Origin of the sequence: Maribacter orientalis (assembly GCF_900109345.1) — a bacterium.
Taxonomy (GTDB): domain Bacteria; phylum Bacteroidota; class Bacteroidia; order Flavobacteriales; family Flavobacteriaceae; genus Maribacter; species Maribacter orientalis.
Map to the genome: position 1 here is coordinate 225,794 of NZ_FNZN01000004.1, position 14,421 is coordinate 240,214.

Here is a 14,421-nt window from a genome sequence, read left to right on the forward strand (position 1 = left end):
ATGTTTAGTTTGTATTTAATTGAACAGGTATACGGTATTTGGTGTTCACCGGAATCCCCCTTTTTAAAGCGGGTGCAAGTTTAGGAAGATTCTTTAAGCTTTGGGTAATGACACCATCAAATTCTGGCATTTGTTTCAATACCCAAGCATCTTTTTCTATGTCGGTGACATGGATTCTACCTATTGTATCGATTACAAAAATAACGGAGACAGTCTCACTTTCGGTATTGGAAAGCGTAAACTCAAAATCGTATAAGGTTTCCTGAAAATGAGTAATCAATGTTTCTTCAAAGCATGATTTCTGTTCAGCTTTGGTAGCTGCTTCATCACAGGTGTAGAAAAAGGGATAAGAGTCAACACTATTCCAATCTATATGACGCAATTCTTCATTTATAAGCTCTTGAGTTCGTTTTTGTTTTGATTCAAAGAACGAACAAGAACTTACCAGTATACATAAAAGAAAATATACAACTCGTTTCATCACACCTGTTCTACGGGTGAAATTACGATTTTTTTGAGGAGTTGCTTAAACAAATAAGTGGTCGAAACGCATATTGACTTTGTTTAATGTTCTATTGCAATTTAAAAGTAACCGGAATAGAATAAGGTACATTCACTGGCTTACCTTCATTTTTACCGGGAATCATATTAGGCAATCGCTTAATGATTCGCTCCACCTCATCTTCCAATAATTTATCTGGTCCACGCATTTTAATGTTTTCAATTACTCCTTCCGTAGTGATCATAAACATAGTGCTTACTCTACCTTCAATATTTGCGTCTTGTGCAGCCTTAGGATAATTAAAGTTCTTACCAATATGTAATTGTATCTTGTCATTAAAACAAGCCCTTTTATCTGCAGCATCTTCACAGCCTGGGAAAATTGGGACTTCATCTACAACTGCGAAAGGTACTTCACTTTTATTTTCAGAATCATTATTTGAAACTTTTGACGAGTTTAAATAATCCAATTTAAATACTATTGGAATTGAGTAAGGTATACCGACCTCTTTTCCTTGATGTTTTGCTGGTTGCATTTTTGGTAGTCTTTTAATAATCCGTTCAACTTCACCTTCCAACAATGGGTCTGGTCCTCTCATCTTTAGATTGTCAACATTTCCATATTCATCAATCGTAAACATAACGTTTACCCTTCCTTCAATACCCGCCTCAAAAGCTTGCTCGGGGTAAGAAAAATTTTTACTGATATGTTGTTGCATCATTTCATTAAAACAAGCCTTTTTATCCGTAACATTTTCACACCCTGGAAATACTGGTACGTGCTCTACGTTAGAGAAATATATTTCAGTACCAGATTTTAAACTTGTTTCATTTATTGATTCACTATATTCATTCTTTGATACTACCTCACAAGAACTGTAAAGCAACATTCCCAATACCATAGGAATTAATAGCAAATACTTTAACTGCCAGACTTTTTTTGATTTTGATTTTTGTAACATGACGATTCGTTTTTTGATTAATGATTTTGTAAAAAATTGATTGATGAATGATATATGCTCGGTTTGAAAAACTTGCGATAATAACTGCTGATATTGTTCAGATTTGTCTTCCTTGGCTACATGAGCATCTGCGATAAATTCGTGCAATTCTGAAATTCGATTTTGATACACATATACTAAAGGATTGAACCATGCGATAATTCGCATCAATTCAAAGAATAATAGATCCCAAGTATGACCTTGTTTTATATGTACCAACTCATGTGCAATAATGGTATCATGTTTCATTTTTAGCACCTTGTCACCGATAAATATGGATTTAAAAAATGAAAAGGCGTTGCTGCTATTTGTTATGATTACTTGTGTGAAATTTGGAAATTGAACCTGCTCACCTCGCTTTTTTAACAGATATAATTGCCTGATTTTTAAACTAAAAAACAACAATGCTACTATCATTCCGCCATATAGAACACCCTCTTGCCAAGTTACATTCCACAAAGTTACATCCTTGCTATTTACCACAACTTCGGCATTTTGTAGTCCCCATAAATACTCAGGATATGCGGCAAAAGTCTGCGGTACTTTTTGTTTAAATGCTTCTATTTTTACCCAGGGTAAAATCAAAGACAATACAAACGTACCAAGCAAATAAACCCTGCTCCATTGAAAAAAAGTTTCTCTCTTTAGAAAAAAGTCATAAATACCCAAGAATAGTAATTGAAAGGCAATACACTCCAATATATATTGTATCATGGCTTTTCTTTTTTAATTTCATTCAATACCGATTCCAATTCAGACAAGCTCATATCATTTTTCTTCATAAAAAAGGACACCATACTTTTAAACGAACCTTGAAAATAACCATCTACCAGTTTATTAATAGATTGATTGCTGTAATCGGCCTTTTGTACCAACGGAAAATACAAATACCCTTTTCCCTCTTGCTCGTGATCTACAAAGCCTTTACTTTCAAGAATACGCACTATGGTAGAAACTGTATTGTACGCCGGTTTTGGTTCAGGTAATTTTTCTATAACTGCTGCAACATTACATTTTTGCAATTGCCATACAACTTGCATGATCTCTTCTTCGGCTTTTGTTAACTGTTTCATTCAACTAATCTTTTAGTTTGATATTCAAATATAACTAAATATTTAGTTTAAACTAATTTTTTAGTTACAAAAAATAATATTCGTTGATTCTCCTGTAACTTTAGAGACCTATCTTAGTCTAACACGAAACAATTACTTTAAACAATGGATATTTTCTTATTGATACTTGGCTTTATACTAATGCTAGTGGGCATAATAGGTAGTTTTTTACCCATATTACCTGGGCCGCCAATTAGCTGGGTGGGGTTACTTCTACTTCATTCTACGAGTGTAATTGACATGACTTGGACATTCTTAGGCATTACTTTAGCCATTGCTTTACTGGTTTTTGCCTTAGATTATATAATACCTGCCATAGGAACTAAAAAATTCGGAGGCACAAAAGCTGGGGTAATCGGCACCACAATTGGTTTAATAGTCGCGCTTTTCTTTCCCATATTAGGTCCTTTTGGTATTATCATATGGCCTTTCATTGGGGCTCTAGTAGGTGAACTTTTAAATAAGGCGGATAAAAAAACCGCTACGAAAGCGGCTTTTGGTTCATTTCTAGGATTTTTAACGGGTACTTTTATGAAATTCTTGGTAGCCATTGTATACTTAGGCTTATTCATTTCTGAAGCCTGGCAACACAAAGGCTCTCTATTTCCTTTCTTTAATTAAGCTTATTCAGTAATCCATTCTGTTTTTGAAGCAATCGGATTTCGTTTTCCTTCAGGAAGATCTCCGTCAAAATTCCCCATATAAAAGAATCCTAAACATTTTTCACCTTCTGCAAGCGAAAAGAATTCATCCATATATTTTATGAGTCCCGGTGAAGACCAATACGAGCCTATACCCATTTCTGTGCATACTAACCACATATTCTGCACGGCCATAGAAACTGCAGCAACTTCTTCCCATTCTGGTAAAGATTCTTTTGGATCTCTCTGCATGCAAATAGCAATAACCGCATTTGCCCTTTGTGGATTCTCCTGAAGCTTTTTAATTTTTATAGCTTTCGGCCTAGGGTCAACTTCCTCATACTTCTTAGATAAGAATATTCCTAATCGATTTTTCGCATTTCCTTGAATCACCTTAAAACGCCAAGGCTCGGTACACTTATGGTTTGGGGCCCAATTGGCAGCTTCTAGTACTTTTTCTATATCAGCCTTCGCAATAGGGGTTTCATTATACTGAACTGGAAATATGGACCTTCTCTTCTTTATTGTATCAAATATCATACTGTCATTTTATCTTGTAAAATTAAGCCTTATCGCATAAATTTTATGTTACGCATTTACTAAAAGTAAAGTACGAACATATCTTACGTTGATTTAACTCTATTTTTCTAAAAGTAACTTCATGCAATTTTTCAAAACCGGATTCGTATGCTCTTTTTTCCATATGACCGATAGTTCTGCCCGCTGAGGAATATTCTTAAGTTCAATAAATTTTACCCGCATTTTAAATCCGTTCTGCAAAGCTGTTGGAACAATAGCGATACCCATATGATTCTCTACTAATTTAAAAATGGTATGTGCATGAACTGATTTATGCGAGACTTTCGGCGCAAAACCTGCATCTTGACAAATACTCATTATGGTATCATAATACAAGGGGCTATATGTTTGACTGAAAAGAATAAATTCATCATTTATAAATTGATGCATTCCTTCAAACTCACGAGTCAACATAGGATATCTTTCTGGCAGCACTAATGAAAAGGTATCCCTAAAGACAGTTTTCATATGTAAGGTATTGGGCACACGAGAAACACGTACGAAACCCATATCCAATTGATCATTAAGAACGCCCTCTACTTGTGCAAAATTTGAAAGCTCCTCTAAAGATGTTTTTACTTTTGGATAGTTATCTTTAATCTTTAATAATAAATCGGGAATAATCTGCTGCATTGCAGAACCTAAAAACCCTATTCGTAATTCTCCACTATTGCCATCACCAACTAATTTTAGTTGTCGTTCTACGTTTTCAAGATGATTGAATATAAATTCAACTTCTTTCTTTAAATAATGACCCGCTGGCGTAAGTGAAACTTTTTTCTTGTTTCGTTCAAACAATTGCGTTTCAAGAATATCTTCCATTTGCCGTATCTGTCGACTTAGTCCAGGTTGGGATATAAATAATTTCTCTGCAGCTTTTCTAAAATGTAATTCATTCGCGACAGCAAGAAAATAATTTAAATGACGTAACTCAAGTTGATTACTCATAGTTATGGATTGATGACAAAATTAATATTACCAAGTATTAAAAATAGGTATTAATTTTATTTTAAATCTTGAAACACAAAAGCAATGAATGAACAGACTTTTAAACTAGGTGAAGATTGGCTTACCGCAGGGAAAGCATTAGAAATTACTGAGAATAAAATTTCTGTACTACTTTCTAGTGAAACCGAGAAAAAAATAGAGAAAAGCTGGGGAATCGTTCAGAAAATAGTAGACAAGGGACACCCTGTTTATGGCATTAATACTGGATTCGGACCCTTATGCACTACTAAGATTTCAAAATCGGAAACGAATATTCTTCAGACCAATATTCTTCAAAGTCATAGTGTAGGTGTTGGTGACCCAATAAAGAAAGATATAGCAAAATTGATGCTAGTTCTTAAAGCACAATCCTTAGCTAAAGGTTTTTCAGGTATTGCACTTAAAACATTAAAAAGAATTATTTGGCATATAGAAAATGATGCAATACCAGTAGTTCCGTCTCAAGGTTCAGTTGGTGCATCAGGTGACTTGGCACCTTTATCTCATCTATTTCTTCCCTTAATTGGAATGGGAAAAGTGGAATATAAAAATGAAATTATCACGACAGCAACCTTGTTCGAAAAAACCGGTCTCGAACCTATCGCGTTGGGCCCAAAAGAAGGTTTAGCCTTAATAAACGGCACACAGTTTATTGCTTCTCATGCCGTAAAGGTAGTTTCACAATTACACTCATTATTAGCGCAAGCCGATATTATTGGCGCCATGATGATTGAAGGGTTACAAGGTTCTGTAAAACCTTTTTATAATGAACTTCACGCTTTACGCCCTTTTAAAGGCAATGTTCATGTTGCGAAAAGAGTAAAGAAATTATTGAAAGGTTCTGAAATAATGGAGGATCATATTGATTGTGAAAAGGTACAAGACCCCTACTCTATTCGCTGCATACCGCAAGTACATGGTGCTTCTCGTACCGCTTGGCTACACCTAAAAGAATTAGTAGAAGTTGAATTAAATTCGGTTACCGACAACCCCGTAATTATTGATGAAGAATTGACCATTAGTGGCGGTAATTTTCATGGTCAGCCGTTGGCTATGGCATTAGACTATGCTTGTTTAGCAGCATCGGAATTAGGTAATATTTCAGATAGAAGAATTTATTTAGCTTTAGAAGGCAATAGCCCAGGCGTACCTAAATTACTAATGAAAGACACGGGTATAAATTCTGGCTACATGATTTTACAATACACTACAGCTGCTTTGGCAAGTGAAAACAAAGGACTCTGTTTTCCATCAAGCGCAGATAGTATACCGACATCCCTAGGACAAGAAGATCATGTTAGTATGGGATCCATTGGAGGTAGAAAAGCATTACAGGTGATTGGAAATGTCGAGAAAATACTGGCTATTGAATTACTTACTGCAGCACAAGCTTTTGAGTTTCGAAAACCATTAAAATCTGGAGTTTTCCTAGATGAAGTTCATAATGCGGTTCGTGAGCAGGTCGCATTTGCGGTAAAAGACCGCATTTTCGCCGACGATATTGAAAAAGGAATTGAAATGATTCAGCATAAAACCATCATAAAAGTTGTAGATCGGGTTCAAAAGGAACACAACATTTCTTTAAAAACTAAATTTTCAACAGAATTCGAAGTATATTGAAAATATGGAAAAATCAACATTAATAGGCCCTTTCAAACAAATTATCACCATGACCGGCATACCTTTAAAAGGTGCCGTTAAGGATAGTGAATTGCACATAATTTCAGATGGCGGTATCATTATTACCGGTTCGACTATTACTAAAATAGGAGATTTTGAACTTTTAAAAGAAAGCGATAAAATTGCAGAAACAATAACCCTAAAAGGAAATCATGTTTGTGTACCGGGCTTCATCGACGCTCATACCCATATCTGTTTTGGAGGGTCACGCGCAAAGGATTATGCTATGCGAAATGCAGGTAAATCTTATTTAGAAATCGCACATGCGGGTGGTGGTATTTGGGATACGGTTATGCAAACCAGAAAATCCACACAAGAAGAATTGACCAAAAGCACCATAAAACTTGCTAATCGCCATTTAAAAAACGGCACCACCACTATAGAGGTAAAAAGTGGATATGGTCTTTCTGTAGATGAAGAACTAAAAATGCTAAGGGCCATTAAAGAGGCAAATATTACCGCGATGCCAGATTTAATACCCACATGTTTAGCTGCCCATATGTTACCCAAAGATTTTCAAGGAACAGAAACCGCATATCTATCAGAAATAGCAGACCATTTATTTCCGATGCTTAAGTCAGAAAAATTGGCTAACCGTATTGATGCATTCATTGAAGAAAGTGCATTTTCAGCCGAAGACATTAAAGATTATTTTAATACAGCACGTGCTCTGAAGTTCGATATTACCGTTCATGCCGATCAATTTACGCCAGCTGGAAGTAAAGTAGCTGTTAATTATAAGGCACTAAGTGCTGACCATTTAGAGGCAAGTACCGAAAATGAAATTGAGATCATAGCGAATAGCGATACCATTGCCGTTGCCTTACCAGGAGCTTCTATAGGATTAGGCTGTGATTTCACTCCTGCTCGTAAAATACTAGATGCAGGTGCCGCTTTAGCTATAGCGAGCGACCATAACCCTGGTTCTGCACCCATGGGCGATTTACTTACCCAAGCCAGTATTTTGGGTACATTTCAAAAATTGACGAATGCAGAGGTTTTATCAGGAATCACCTTTAGAGCAGCTGCAGCCTTAAACCTTTCTGATCGCGGAAAACTAGAAGAAGGGCTTTTAGCAGATTTCGCCGTTTTCCACAGTGATAATTACCAAGATATTCTCTACAACCAAGGCAACTTAAAACCTTGCATGGTTTGGAAGGATGGCAACCTAGTCTATGATAAGCATAATTAGGAGTTAGGAAAAATAAAAAACAGTATGATGAACTTTAAACAAGAGATACAAACCGGAATACCCGCTGAACTTCCTCTAAAAAAGGAACGTTCTTCAAATGTAAGTCATGCTCCGAATCGAAAGCAAATACTCTCTAAAGAAGAGAAACAATTGGCAATTAGAAATGCCTTACGCTATTTTCCATCAAAATGGCATTCTATTTTAGCTCCAGAATTTGCCGAAGAATTACAGGTTTACGGCCGTATTTACATGTATCGTTTTCAGCCATCTTATGAGATGTATGCCCGGCCAATATCGGACTATCCAGCTCATACTTCTCAAGCTGCTGCAATCATGTTGATGATTCAGAATAACTTAGATCCTGCAGTTGCACAACATCCTCAAGAATTGATTACATATGGTGGTAATGGTGCCGTTTTTCAAAATTGGGCTCAGTATCTGCTAACGATGCAATATCTATCGGAAATGACCGAAGAACAGACCTTGCATATGTATTCTGGTCACCCAATGGGTCTTTTTCCTTCATCAAAAGAAGCTCCACGCGTGGTAGTTACCAACGGAATGATGATCCCGAACTATTCTAAACCAGATGATTGGGAGAAATACAATGCACTTGGGGTAACTCAGTACGGTCAAATGACAGCTGGTTCATTTATGTATATTGGTCCGCAAGGCATTGTTCATGGCACCGCTATAACAGTAATGAACGCATTTAGAAAAGTATTAAAAACAACCGAATCTTCAGCAGGCAAGTTATTTTTAACTGCAGGTTTAGGTGGCATGAGTGGTGCTCAACCAAAGGCGGGTAATATTGCCGGCTGTATTACTATCTGTGCTGAGGTTAATCCACATGCCGCCAAAAAAAGATTTGAACAAGGTTGGGTAGATGAATTAATTCAAGATTTAGATTCATTGGTGATTCGAACAAAAAAAGCTAAAGCGAATAATGAAGTAATCTCTTTGGCATTTATTGGTAATGTTGTTGATGTGTGGGAGCGCTTTTATAAAGAAGATATTTATATTCATTTAGGTTCTGACCAGACCTCTTTACATAATCCATGGGCCGGCGGATATTACCCTGTCGGACTTTCATTCGAGGATGCTAATATAATGATGAATCAAGACCCGAAAGCTTTTAAAGCTAAAGTTCAGGAATCATTACGTAGACATGCAGATGCCATTAACCTCCATACTAAAAAAGGAACTTATTTCTTCGATTATGGAAATGCCTTTCTTTTAGAAGCTTCGAGAGCTGGTGCCGAGGTAATGGCAGAAAATAGTATTGATTTTAAATATCCTTCTTATGTACAAGATATTCTAGGACCAATGTGTTTTGATTATGGTTTCGGTCCTTTTAGATGGGTTTGTTCCTCAGGAAATTCTGAAGATTTACAAAAAACGGATGCAATTGCCCTACGGGTATTAAAAGCAATAAAAGAAGAAGCTCCAGTTGAAATTCAACAACAATTGCAGGATAATATTAAATGGATATCTGAAGCCGAACAAAATAAGTTGGTTGTAGGTTCTCAAGCCAGAATATTATATGCTGATGCTGAAGGTAGAGCAAAAATAGCTTTGGCCTTTAATGAGGCAATTGCTAATAGAGAGCTGTCTGCCCCTATTATTTTAGGTAGAGACCACCATGACGTAAGTGGTACAGATTCTCCTTACCGAGAAACTAGTAACATTACAGACGGCAGTAAATTCACTGCCGACATGGCCATACACAATGTTATTGGCGATAGTTTTAGAGGTGCTACTTGGGTTTCCATCCATAATGGTGGTGGTGTTGGTTGGGGTGAAGTCACCAATGGTGGTTTCGGCATGGTGTTAGATGGTTCGAACGATGCAGAGCGTAAACTAAAAAACATGCTTTTCTATGATGTAAACAATGGGATATCTCGCCGAAGCTGGGCCCGAAATAAAGAAGCAATGTTCGCGATTCAACGAGAAATGGAAAGAACTCCAACGCTCAAAGTTACTTTTCCTAATTTAGTAGAAGACAAAAATTTAGAGAACTTGTTTTAATCGAATTCTAGTGTAAATTTCATGCTTTAATTCATTACATTTCACCCCTAATTTGTTAATATAACATGTCAAATTATAAGCTTCCTAGAAAGGATAATTGGATTGGAAGGTCGTCTGACCAACAACTTTACTTGAATGAAAAAATTATTCTTTCGAGTATCAAATCACCATTTCAGTCTAACCAAAACAAGACCATAGCCTTATTAGGTTATAGTAGTGATGAAGGTGTACGCAGAAACCACGGCAGGGTTGGATCATCCTTAGGTGCTGATACTATTCGAAAGCAATTGGGGAAAATGCCCAACCATCTTGACAACAACACGCAACTCATCGATTTTGGAAATTTAGAATGTAATGATGAAGATTTAGAAACACTACAAAGTGATTTATCAGTCGCGGTTAAATTTATTTTAGAAAACAAGGCAATTCCTATTATACTTGGTGGAAGTCACGATCTTGCTTATGGGCATTACAACGGTCTGTCTCAATACTTACCAAAAGGCAAAACGATAGGAATCATTAATTTTGACGCTCATTTCGATTTTAGGCCAAACACCAATGGTAATACCTCAGGAACACCTTTTTACCAAATAGCCATGGAGCATGAAGCTAAAAATGAGTCTATAAAATATATGGCTTTAGGTATTCGAAAAGATGCCAATACAAAAGACCTATTTGAATTTGCAGAGACCCATCAGGCAAATTATTTAGAACAAAAGTATTTTTGCATGACCTATTTAGAACATGTAGAATTACGACTCATGCAATTTATAGAAGATGTTGATTATCTATACACTACAATTGATTTAGATGGTTTTTCTTCAGCTTTCGCACCAGGCGTTAGCGCCTCATCTCCAATGGGCTTTTCTCCTGACATTGTTCTTAAAAGCCTTAAACTTATTCTTGAATCGGGTAAATTACTAGGATTGGATGTGGTTGAACTAAATCCGAATTACGATATAGATGATCAAACTGCAAAGTTAGCAGCCTCTTTGGTTCATTATGTTATTCATAAAGTATAAGCGAAAACAAAAAAAGCCTCCCTTTATGGAAAGCCTTTCATTGGGTACTATCGGCATAAACCGATAAACACAATTGCCTCAATTTTTTTTTGAGACACAACACAACACCGCAAAGATAATAAAGGTTTTTAAATAAATGTATAGGCTGTTAATTTCTTACAACAACTATTTTATAACCAAATTTTATTGGTTTTCATTATTACTGAAAAGTTGAAAAATCTGTTGTTTTTCTTTTAATGAAAATTGCTTTGAAGCAAACCAATCATGAATTTTAATTTTCTCATTTTCAATTTGCGCATTCCGAATTGCTTTTAAAGAAACGATATGCCAATGCGAACCTTTATTACGTGAAACCGAATAGCCAACATCTTCCATAATATAAGATTGTTTTGGTCTATTTATAAGCCTTACTCCATTTTTTAATACAGCCAAGGTTTCAGTTAAACGTACCACTTCAGAAAATGAATATCTAGCAAAATCGTTGAATCCATTCTGCTCAACATTATAAAGTTTATCACCAATTTTAAGGTCATTCATAGCATAAAAAAGCTGCAAATTTAATGGGCTTATGTTGGTAATGGAATTTTTAAGATGTTTAGTTATTCACATAATGAAAGAAGTAAAACAAACTTAACAGGATACTACGCCATACCTTTCATAGTCAGCAAAGTAGTGACCCAAACGATTACAGAAGATAAAAAGATACCAATGGTATTAGCTACAAAGGCTTTTTTACGCTCAATTTTAAAAAGGTAACTGGCAATACTACCTGCATATACTCCTGTACCAGGAACAGGTAACATTACAAAAAATATAAGCCCGTAAAAACCATATTTTCTTATTTGATCACCAGAACCCGTTTTTGCCCTACGTGCAATGAATAGTGCACCTTTCTTATAAAAATGCCAACGAAGTAAGTATGTGTTTATGGTATTCAAGAAAAACATCATAATAGGAAACACCATGACATTTGCTAAAAAACACACTACTAATACCAAGTAAATGTTAACTCCATTTAGCAAACCATAGGGTATACCAACTTTAGCTTCCCCTAGTGGTGAGATGCTCCAAAGTGCTGCTATGATCAAATCTTTCAACAAAAGTCTATTTTAAGGGATTGCAAAATTACGCCCTTATAGAAAAATTCTTTGCCATTTAAATCATAAATAATGATGATATGCGAATTATCAAGACCAACAGCTTCCATATTTTATAAGCAATAACACATAGCTATTATTAGTTTGTCTTATAAATGAAGTAGGCATGCCCATATTCAATTTTAAAATTGCTATTTTTAAAAGTTGACAACAACTACCAATACCGAACCAAAACATGAGCAAAAAAAATTCAAGAAGATCGTTTATAAAACGCGCTTCACTTACCTCAGCTGCCTTAAGTACAAGTCCTTTTTTATTGGCAGCCTCGAGTAACAACCGTTTAATTTTAAGTAGAAGCTACACCCATCAAGAGTTTAGTGCGAACAATCAAATAAATATTGCTTTGATCGGTACAGGAATTCAGGGAATATTCGACACACAAGCTGCCCTGAAAGTTAATGGGGTACAATTGGTCGCAGCATGCGATTTATACACAGGAAGGCTTGAAAGAGCAAAAGAACTTTGGGGGCAAGGTATTTTCGTGACTAGAGATTATAGAGAAATATTAAATCGTAATGATATTGATGCCGTAATTATTGCAACACCAGATCATTGGCATCAAACTATAGCAGTTGCAGCTCTTAATGCTGGCAAGCATGTGTATTGTGAAAAACCAATGGTGCAAAATTTTAATGAAGGACAAGAAATTATAAAAGCTCAAAAAAACTCAGGTAAAATATGCCAAGTTGGTAGCCAAGGAATGTCATCACTTGGTAATGAGAAAGCAAAGCAACTTTATGAAGAAGGTGCTATTGGGGATATTGTGATGTTAGACATGTACAACGATAGGTATTCTGCTGAAGGTGCGTGGCAATACCCTATACCGCCAGATGCAAGCACGAATACCGTTGATTTCGATACCTTTTTGGGCAATGCCCCCAATGTACCTTTCGAACCAAAACGATTTTTTAGGTGGAGAAACTACCAAGATTATGGTACTGGTGTGGCAGGAGATTTATTCGTTCACGCGTTTTCCACATTAAATTATGTCATAAGTTCACATGGACCAAATAGAGCTTTAGCAACTGGCGGACTGCGTTATTGGAAAGATGGTAGAGATGTACCCGATGTTTCCATAACGTTATACGACTATCCTAAAACTGAAACTCACGCGCCTTTTAATGCAGCTTTCCGTATAAACTTTATCGCAGGCAGCGGAGGAGGAGGAGGATTTAAACTTATAGGCACCGAAGGTGAAATGGAAATAGGGCAAAATTCGGTCACCGTAAACCGTTCAAAATTAAGCATGACCCCAAGTGGATATTCGTTGATTTCGTTTACAGAGGAAATGCAACAAAAAATTAAAAACGAATATGCCGCTAAAAATTTAGAACCTAGAAGCTCTAGTCTGTCTACAGGTACAACCACTTGGGAGGCACCTGGTGATTACAAAGGAGCTCATTACGACCATTTCAATAATTTCTTTACAAGCATAAGAAGTAATGGCAAAGTAATACAAGACCCAACATTTGGACTTAGAGCAGCCGGAGCAGCACTTTTGGCTAACGAAAGTTATTCTAGAAAACAACCCGTTAATTGGAACCCTACAGAAATGAAATTAATGTAAATTATTCTTCTTTCACTTCGATGAATTGGATGTGACGTTCTACATTCTCTTCAATTGATATGAAAGATTCTATACCACGTATACCTGTAATGCTAAGAATTTCATCTTGATAGACTTGTTTGTAGTGAAAGCTATCTCTAGCATGCATCTTTATGAAAATATCGTATTTACCGGTTACGTGGTGTATTTTAACCACCTCTTCAATTTCATTTAATTTTTTCATGACCTTCTTAAAAAGGTTAATCTCACTTAAAAATATTCCTAAAAAAATAGTCATTTTCCAACCCATTTTAGCGTAATCTAAACTAAGGGTTGCTCCGGTTATTAAACCCATCTCCCTCATTTTTCGCATTCGCATATGTACCGTTCCTGGAGAAATAATCAATTTTTTGGCTACATCGGTATAAGGGGTTTGTGCATTTTCCGCCAGAATATTCAAAATATTAAAATCTACATCGTCTAATTTATTTCTCATTTGATCCGTTCGATTAAATTTTCACATCAATTAAATTCCGCCTATTTATTAAACTATTATAAGTGTTTAACCATTTTTAACAAATTTAATTTATAGTTATGTTATTTTACGTATTAATATGACAATAAAAATACCAATAATTGAGTTTTTATTTAAAATTTCATAATCACACTGATGATTGCATAAAAAGCATCTTCGCAGCAAATAATATCAAATCACCACAATCGTATTATTAGGATTTTAAAAAATCGAAATATTATCATTTTTAATCAAAAAAAGTGGTTTTAATTCAAGAAAAACAAACACAATAAGCTTGTTTACAATTAGTTACAAAACGATACTATTTTTATTATTCTTCAACAATCTATAATATTGTCTAAGTCAAATTATCAACTAATGACCTGATATTTTGATTGTAAAGTTTCCGGAACTTTTCTTTTACGCATAATGTATCCCCCGTTAGTTTTTCTATTAAAAAC

14 protein-coding genes are annotated in these 14,421 nt (G+C 35.6%); 6 read left to right on the plus strand and 8 right to left on the minus strand.

Annotated elements, in window-relative coordinates:
* Positions 1-4: 4 nt before the first annotated feature.
* The 3 genes from BMY56_RS10640 to BMY56_RS10650 form a co-directional block, all read right to left on the minus strand.
* Positions 5-481 (minus strand): energy transducer TonB, encoded by a 477-nt coding sequence (locus BMY56_RS10640; RefSeq protein ID WP_091623776.1) that lies wholly within the window; start codon positions 479-481, stop codon positions 5-7.
* 91 nt (positions 482-572) lie between these two features.
* Entirely contained in the window at positions 573-2,216 is a 1,644-nt protein-coding gene (locus tag BMY56_RS10645) for a M56 family metallopeptidase (RefSeq protein WP_091623778.1), read from the minus strand.
* Entirely contained in the window at positions 2,213-2,575 is a 363-nt protein-coding gene (locus tag BMY56_RS10650) for a BlaI/MecI/CopY family transcriptional regulator (RefSeq protein ID WP_079511789.1), read from the minus strand. Before BMY56_RS10650 ends, BMY56_RS10645 begins: the two co-directional genes overlap by 4 nt.
* Positions 2,576-2,719: 144 nt before the next feature.
* On the opposite strand from BMY56_RS10650, the gene BMY56_RS10655 reads away from it, so the two are divergent.
* Positions 2,720-3,235, plus strand: a complete 516-nt coding sequence (locus BMY56_RS10655; RefSeq protein WP_091623780.1) for a DUF456 domain-containing protein — start codon at positions 2,720-2,722, stop codon at positions 3,233-3,235.
* A 2-nt stretch (positions 3,236-3,237) separates the two neighbouring features.
* Here the strand turns inward: BMY56_RS10655 and BMY56_RS10660 are convergent, their stop codons facing one another.
* Positions 3,238-3,795, minus strand: coding sequence for a nitroreductase family protein (locus BMY56_RS10660; protein ID WP_091623782.1), 558 nt, complete (start codon positions 3,793-3,795; stop codon positions 3,238-3,240).
* 99 nt (positions 3,796-3,894) lie between these two features.
* Positions 3,895-4,782: a LysR family transcriptional regulator gene (locus BMY56_RS10665; protein ID WP_091623784.1), complete on the minus strand. Its 888-nt coding sequence runs from the start codon at positions 4,780-4,782 to the stop codon at positions 3,895-3,897.
* An 84-nt stretch (positions 4,783-4,866) separates the two neighbouring features.
* Between BMY56_RS10665 and hutH the strand changes: the two genes are divergently transcribed.
* The 4 genes from hutH to hutG all read left to right on the plus strand — a co-directional run bounded on the left by hutH (position 4,867) and on the right by hutG (position 10,743).
* A complete protein-coding gene (gene hutH / locus BMY56_RS10670) occupies positions 4,867-6,441 on the plus strand; it encodes a histidine ammonia-lyase (protein ID WP_091623787.1) in 1,575 nt (524 codons plus the stop codon).
* Between the two features lie 4 nt (positions 6,442-6,445).
* Positions 6,446-7,693 (plus strand): imidazolonepropionase, encoded by a 1,248-nt coding sequence (gene hutI, locus BMY56_RS10675; RefSeq protein ID WP_091623790.1) that lies wholly within the window; start codon positions 6,446-6,448, stop codon positions 7,691-7,693.
* Between the two features lie 27 nt (positions 7,694-7,720).
* Positions 7,721-9,721: a urocanate hydratase gene (locus BMY56_RS10680; protein WP_091624462.1), complete on the plus strand. Its 2,001-nt coding sequence runs from the start codon at positions 7,721-7,723 to the stop codon at positions 9,719-9,721.
* A gap of 65 nt (positions 9,722-9,786) precedes the next feature.
* On the plus strand, positions 9,787-10,743 hold the full coding sequence (gene hutG / locus BMY56_RS10685; RefSeq protein ID WP_091623793.1) for a formimidoylglutamase: 957 nt from the start codon (positions 9,787-9,789) through the stop codon (positions 10,741-10,743).
* A 183-nt stretch (positions 10,744-10,926) separates the two neighbouring features.
* Here the strand turns inward: hutG and BMY56_RS10690 are convergent, their stop codons facing one another.
* On the minus strand, positions 10,927-11,280 hold the full coding sequence (locus BMY56_RS10690; RefSeq protein WP_091623796.1) for a pyruvate kinase: 354 nt from the start codon (positions 11,278-11,280) through the stop codon (positions 10,927-10,929).
* A 104-nt stretch (positions 11,281-11,384) separates the two neighbouring features.
* Positions 11,385-11,843, minus strand: coding sequence for a COG2426 family protein (locus BMY56_RS10695; RefSeq protein ID WP_091623799.1), 459 nt, complete (start codon positions 11,841-11,843; stop codon positions 11,385-11,387).
* 232 nt (positions 11,844-12,075) lie between these two features.
* Here BMY56_RS10695 and BMY56_RS10700 point away from each other — a divergent pair, with 232 nt between their 5' ends.
* Positions 12,076-13,467 carry a Gfo/Idh/MocA family protein gene (locus tag BMY56_RS10700; RefSeq protein WP_091623801.1) on the plus strand — a complete coding sequence of 464 codons (1,392 nt, stop codon included), beginning with the start codon at positions 12,076-12,078 and terminating at the stop codon, positions 13,465-13,467.
* A gap of 1 nt (position 13,468) precedes the next feature.
* On the opposite strand, the gene BMY56_RS10705 is transcribed toward BMY56_RS10700, so the two are convergent.
* Complete coding sequence (locus tag BMY56_RS10705; RefSeq protein WP_091623803.1) at positions 13,469-13,942, minus strand: Lrp/AsnC family transcriptional regulator; 474 nt, start codon at positions 13,940-13,942, stop codon at positions 13,469-13,471.
* Positions 13,943-14,421: the final 479 nt, after the last annotated feature.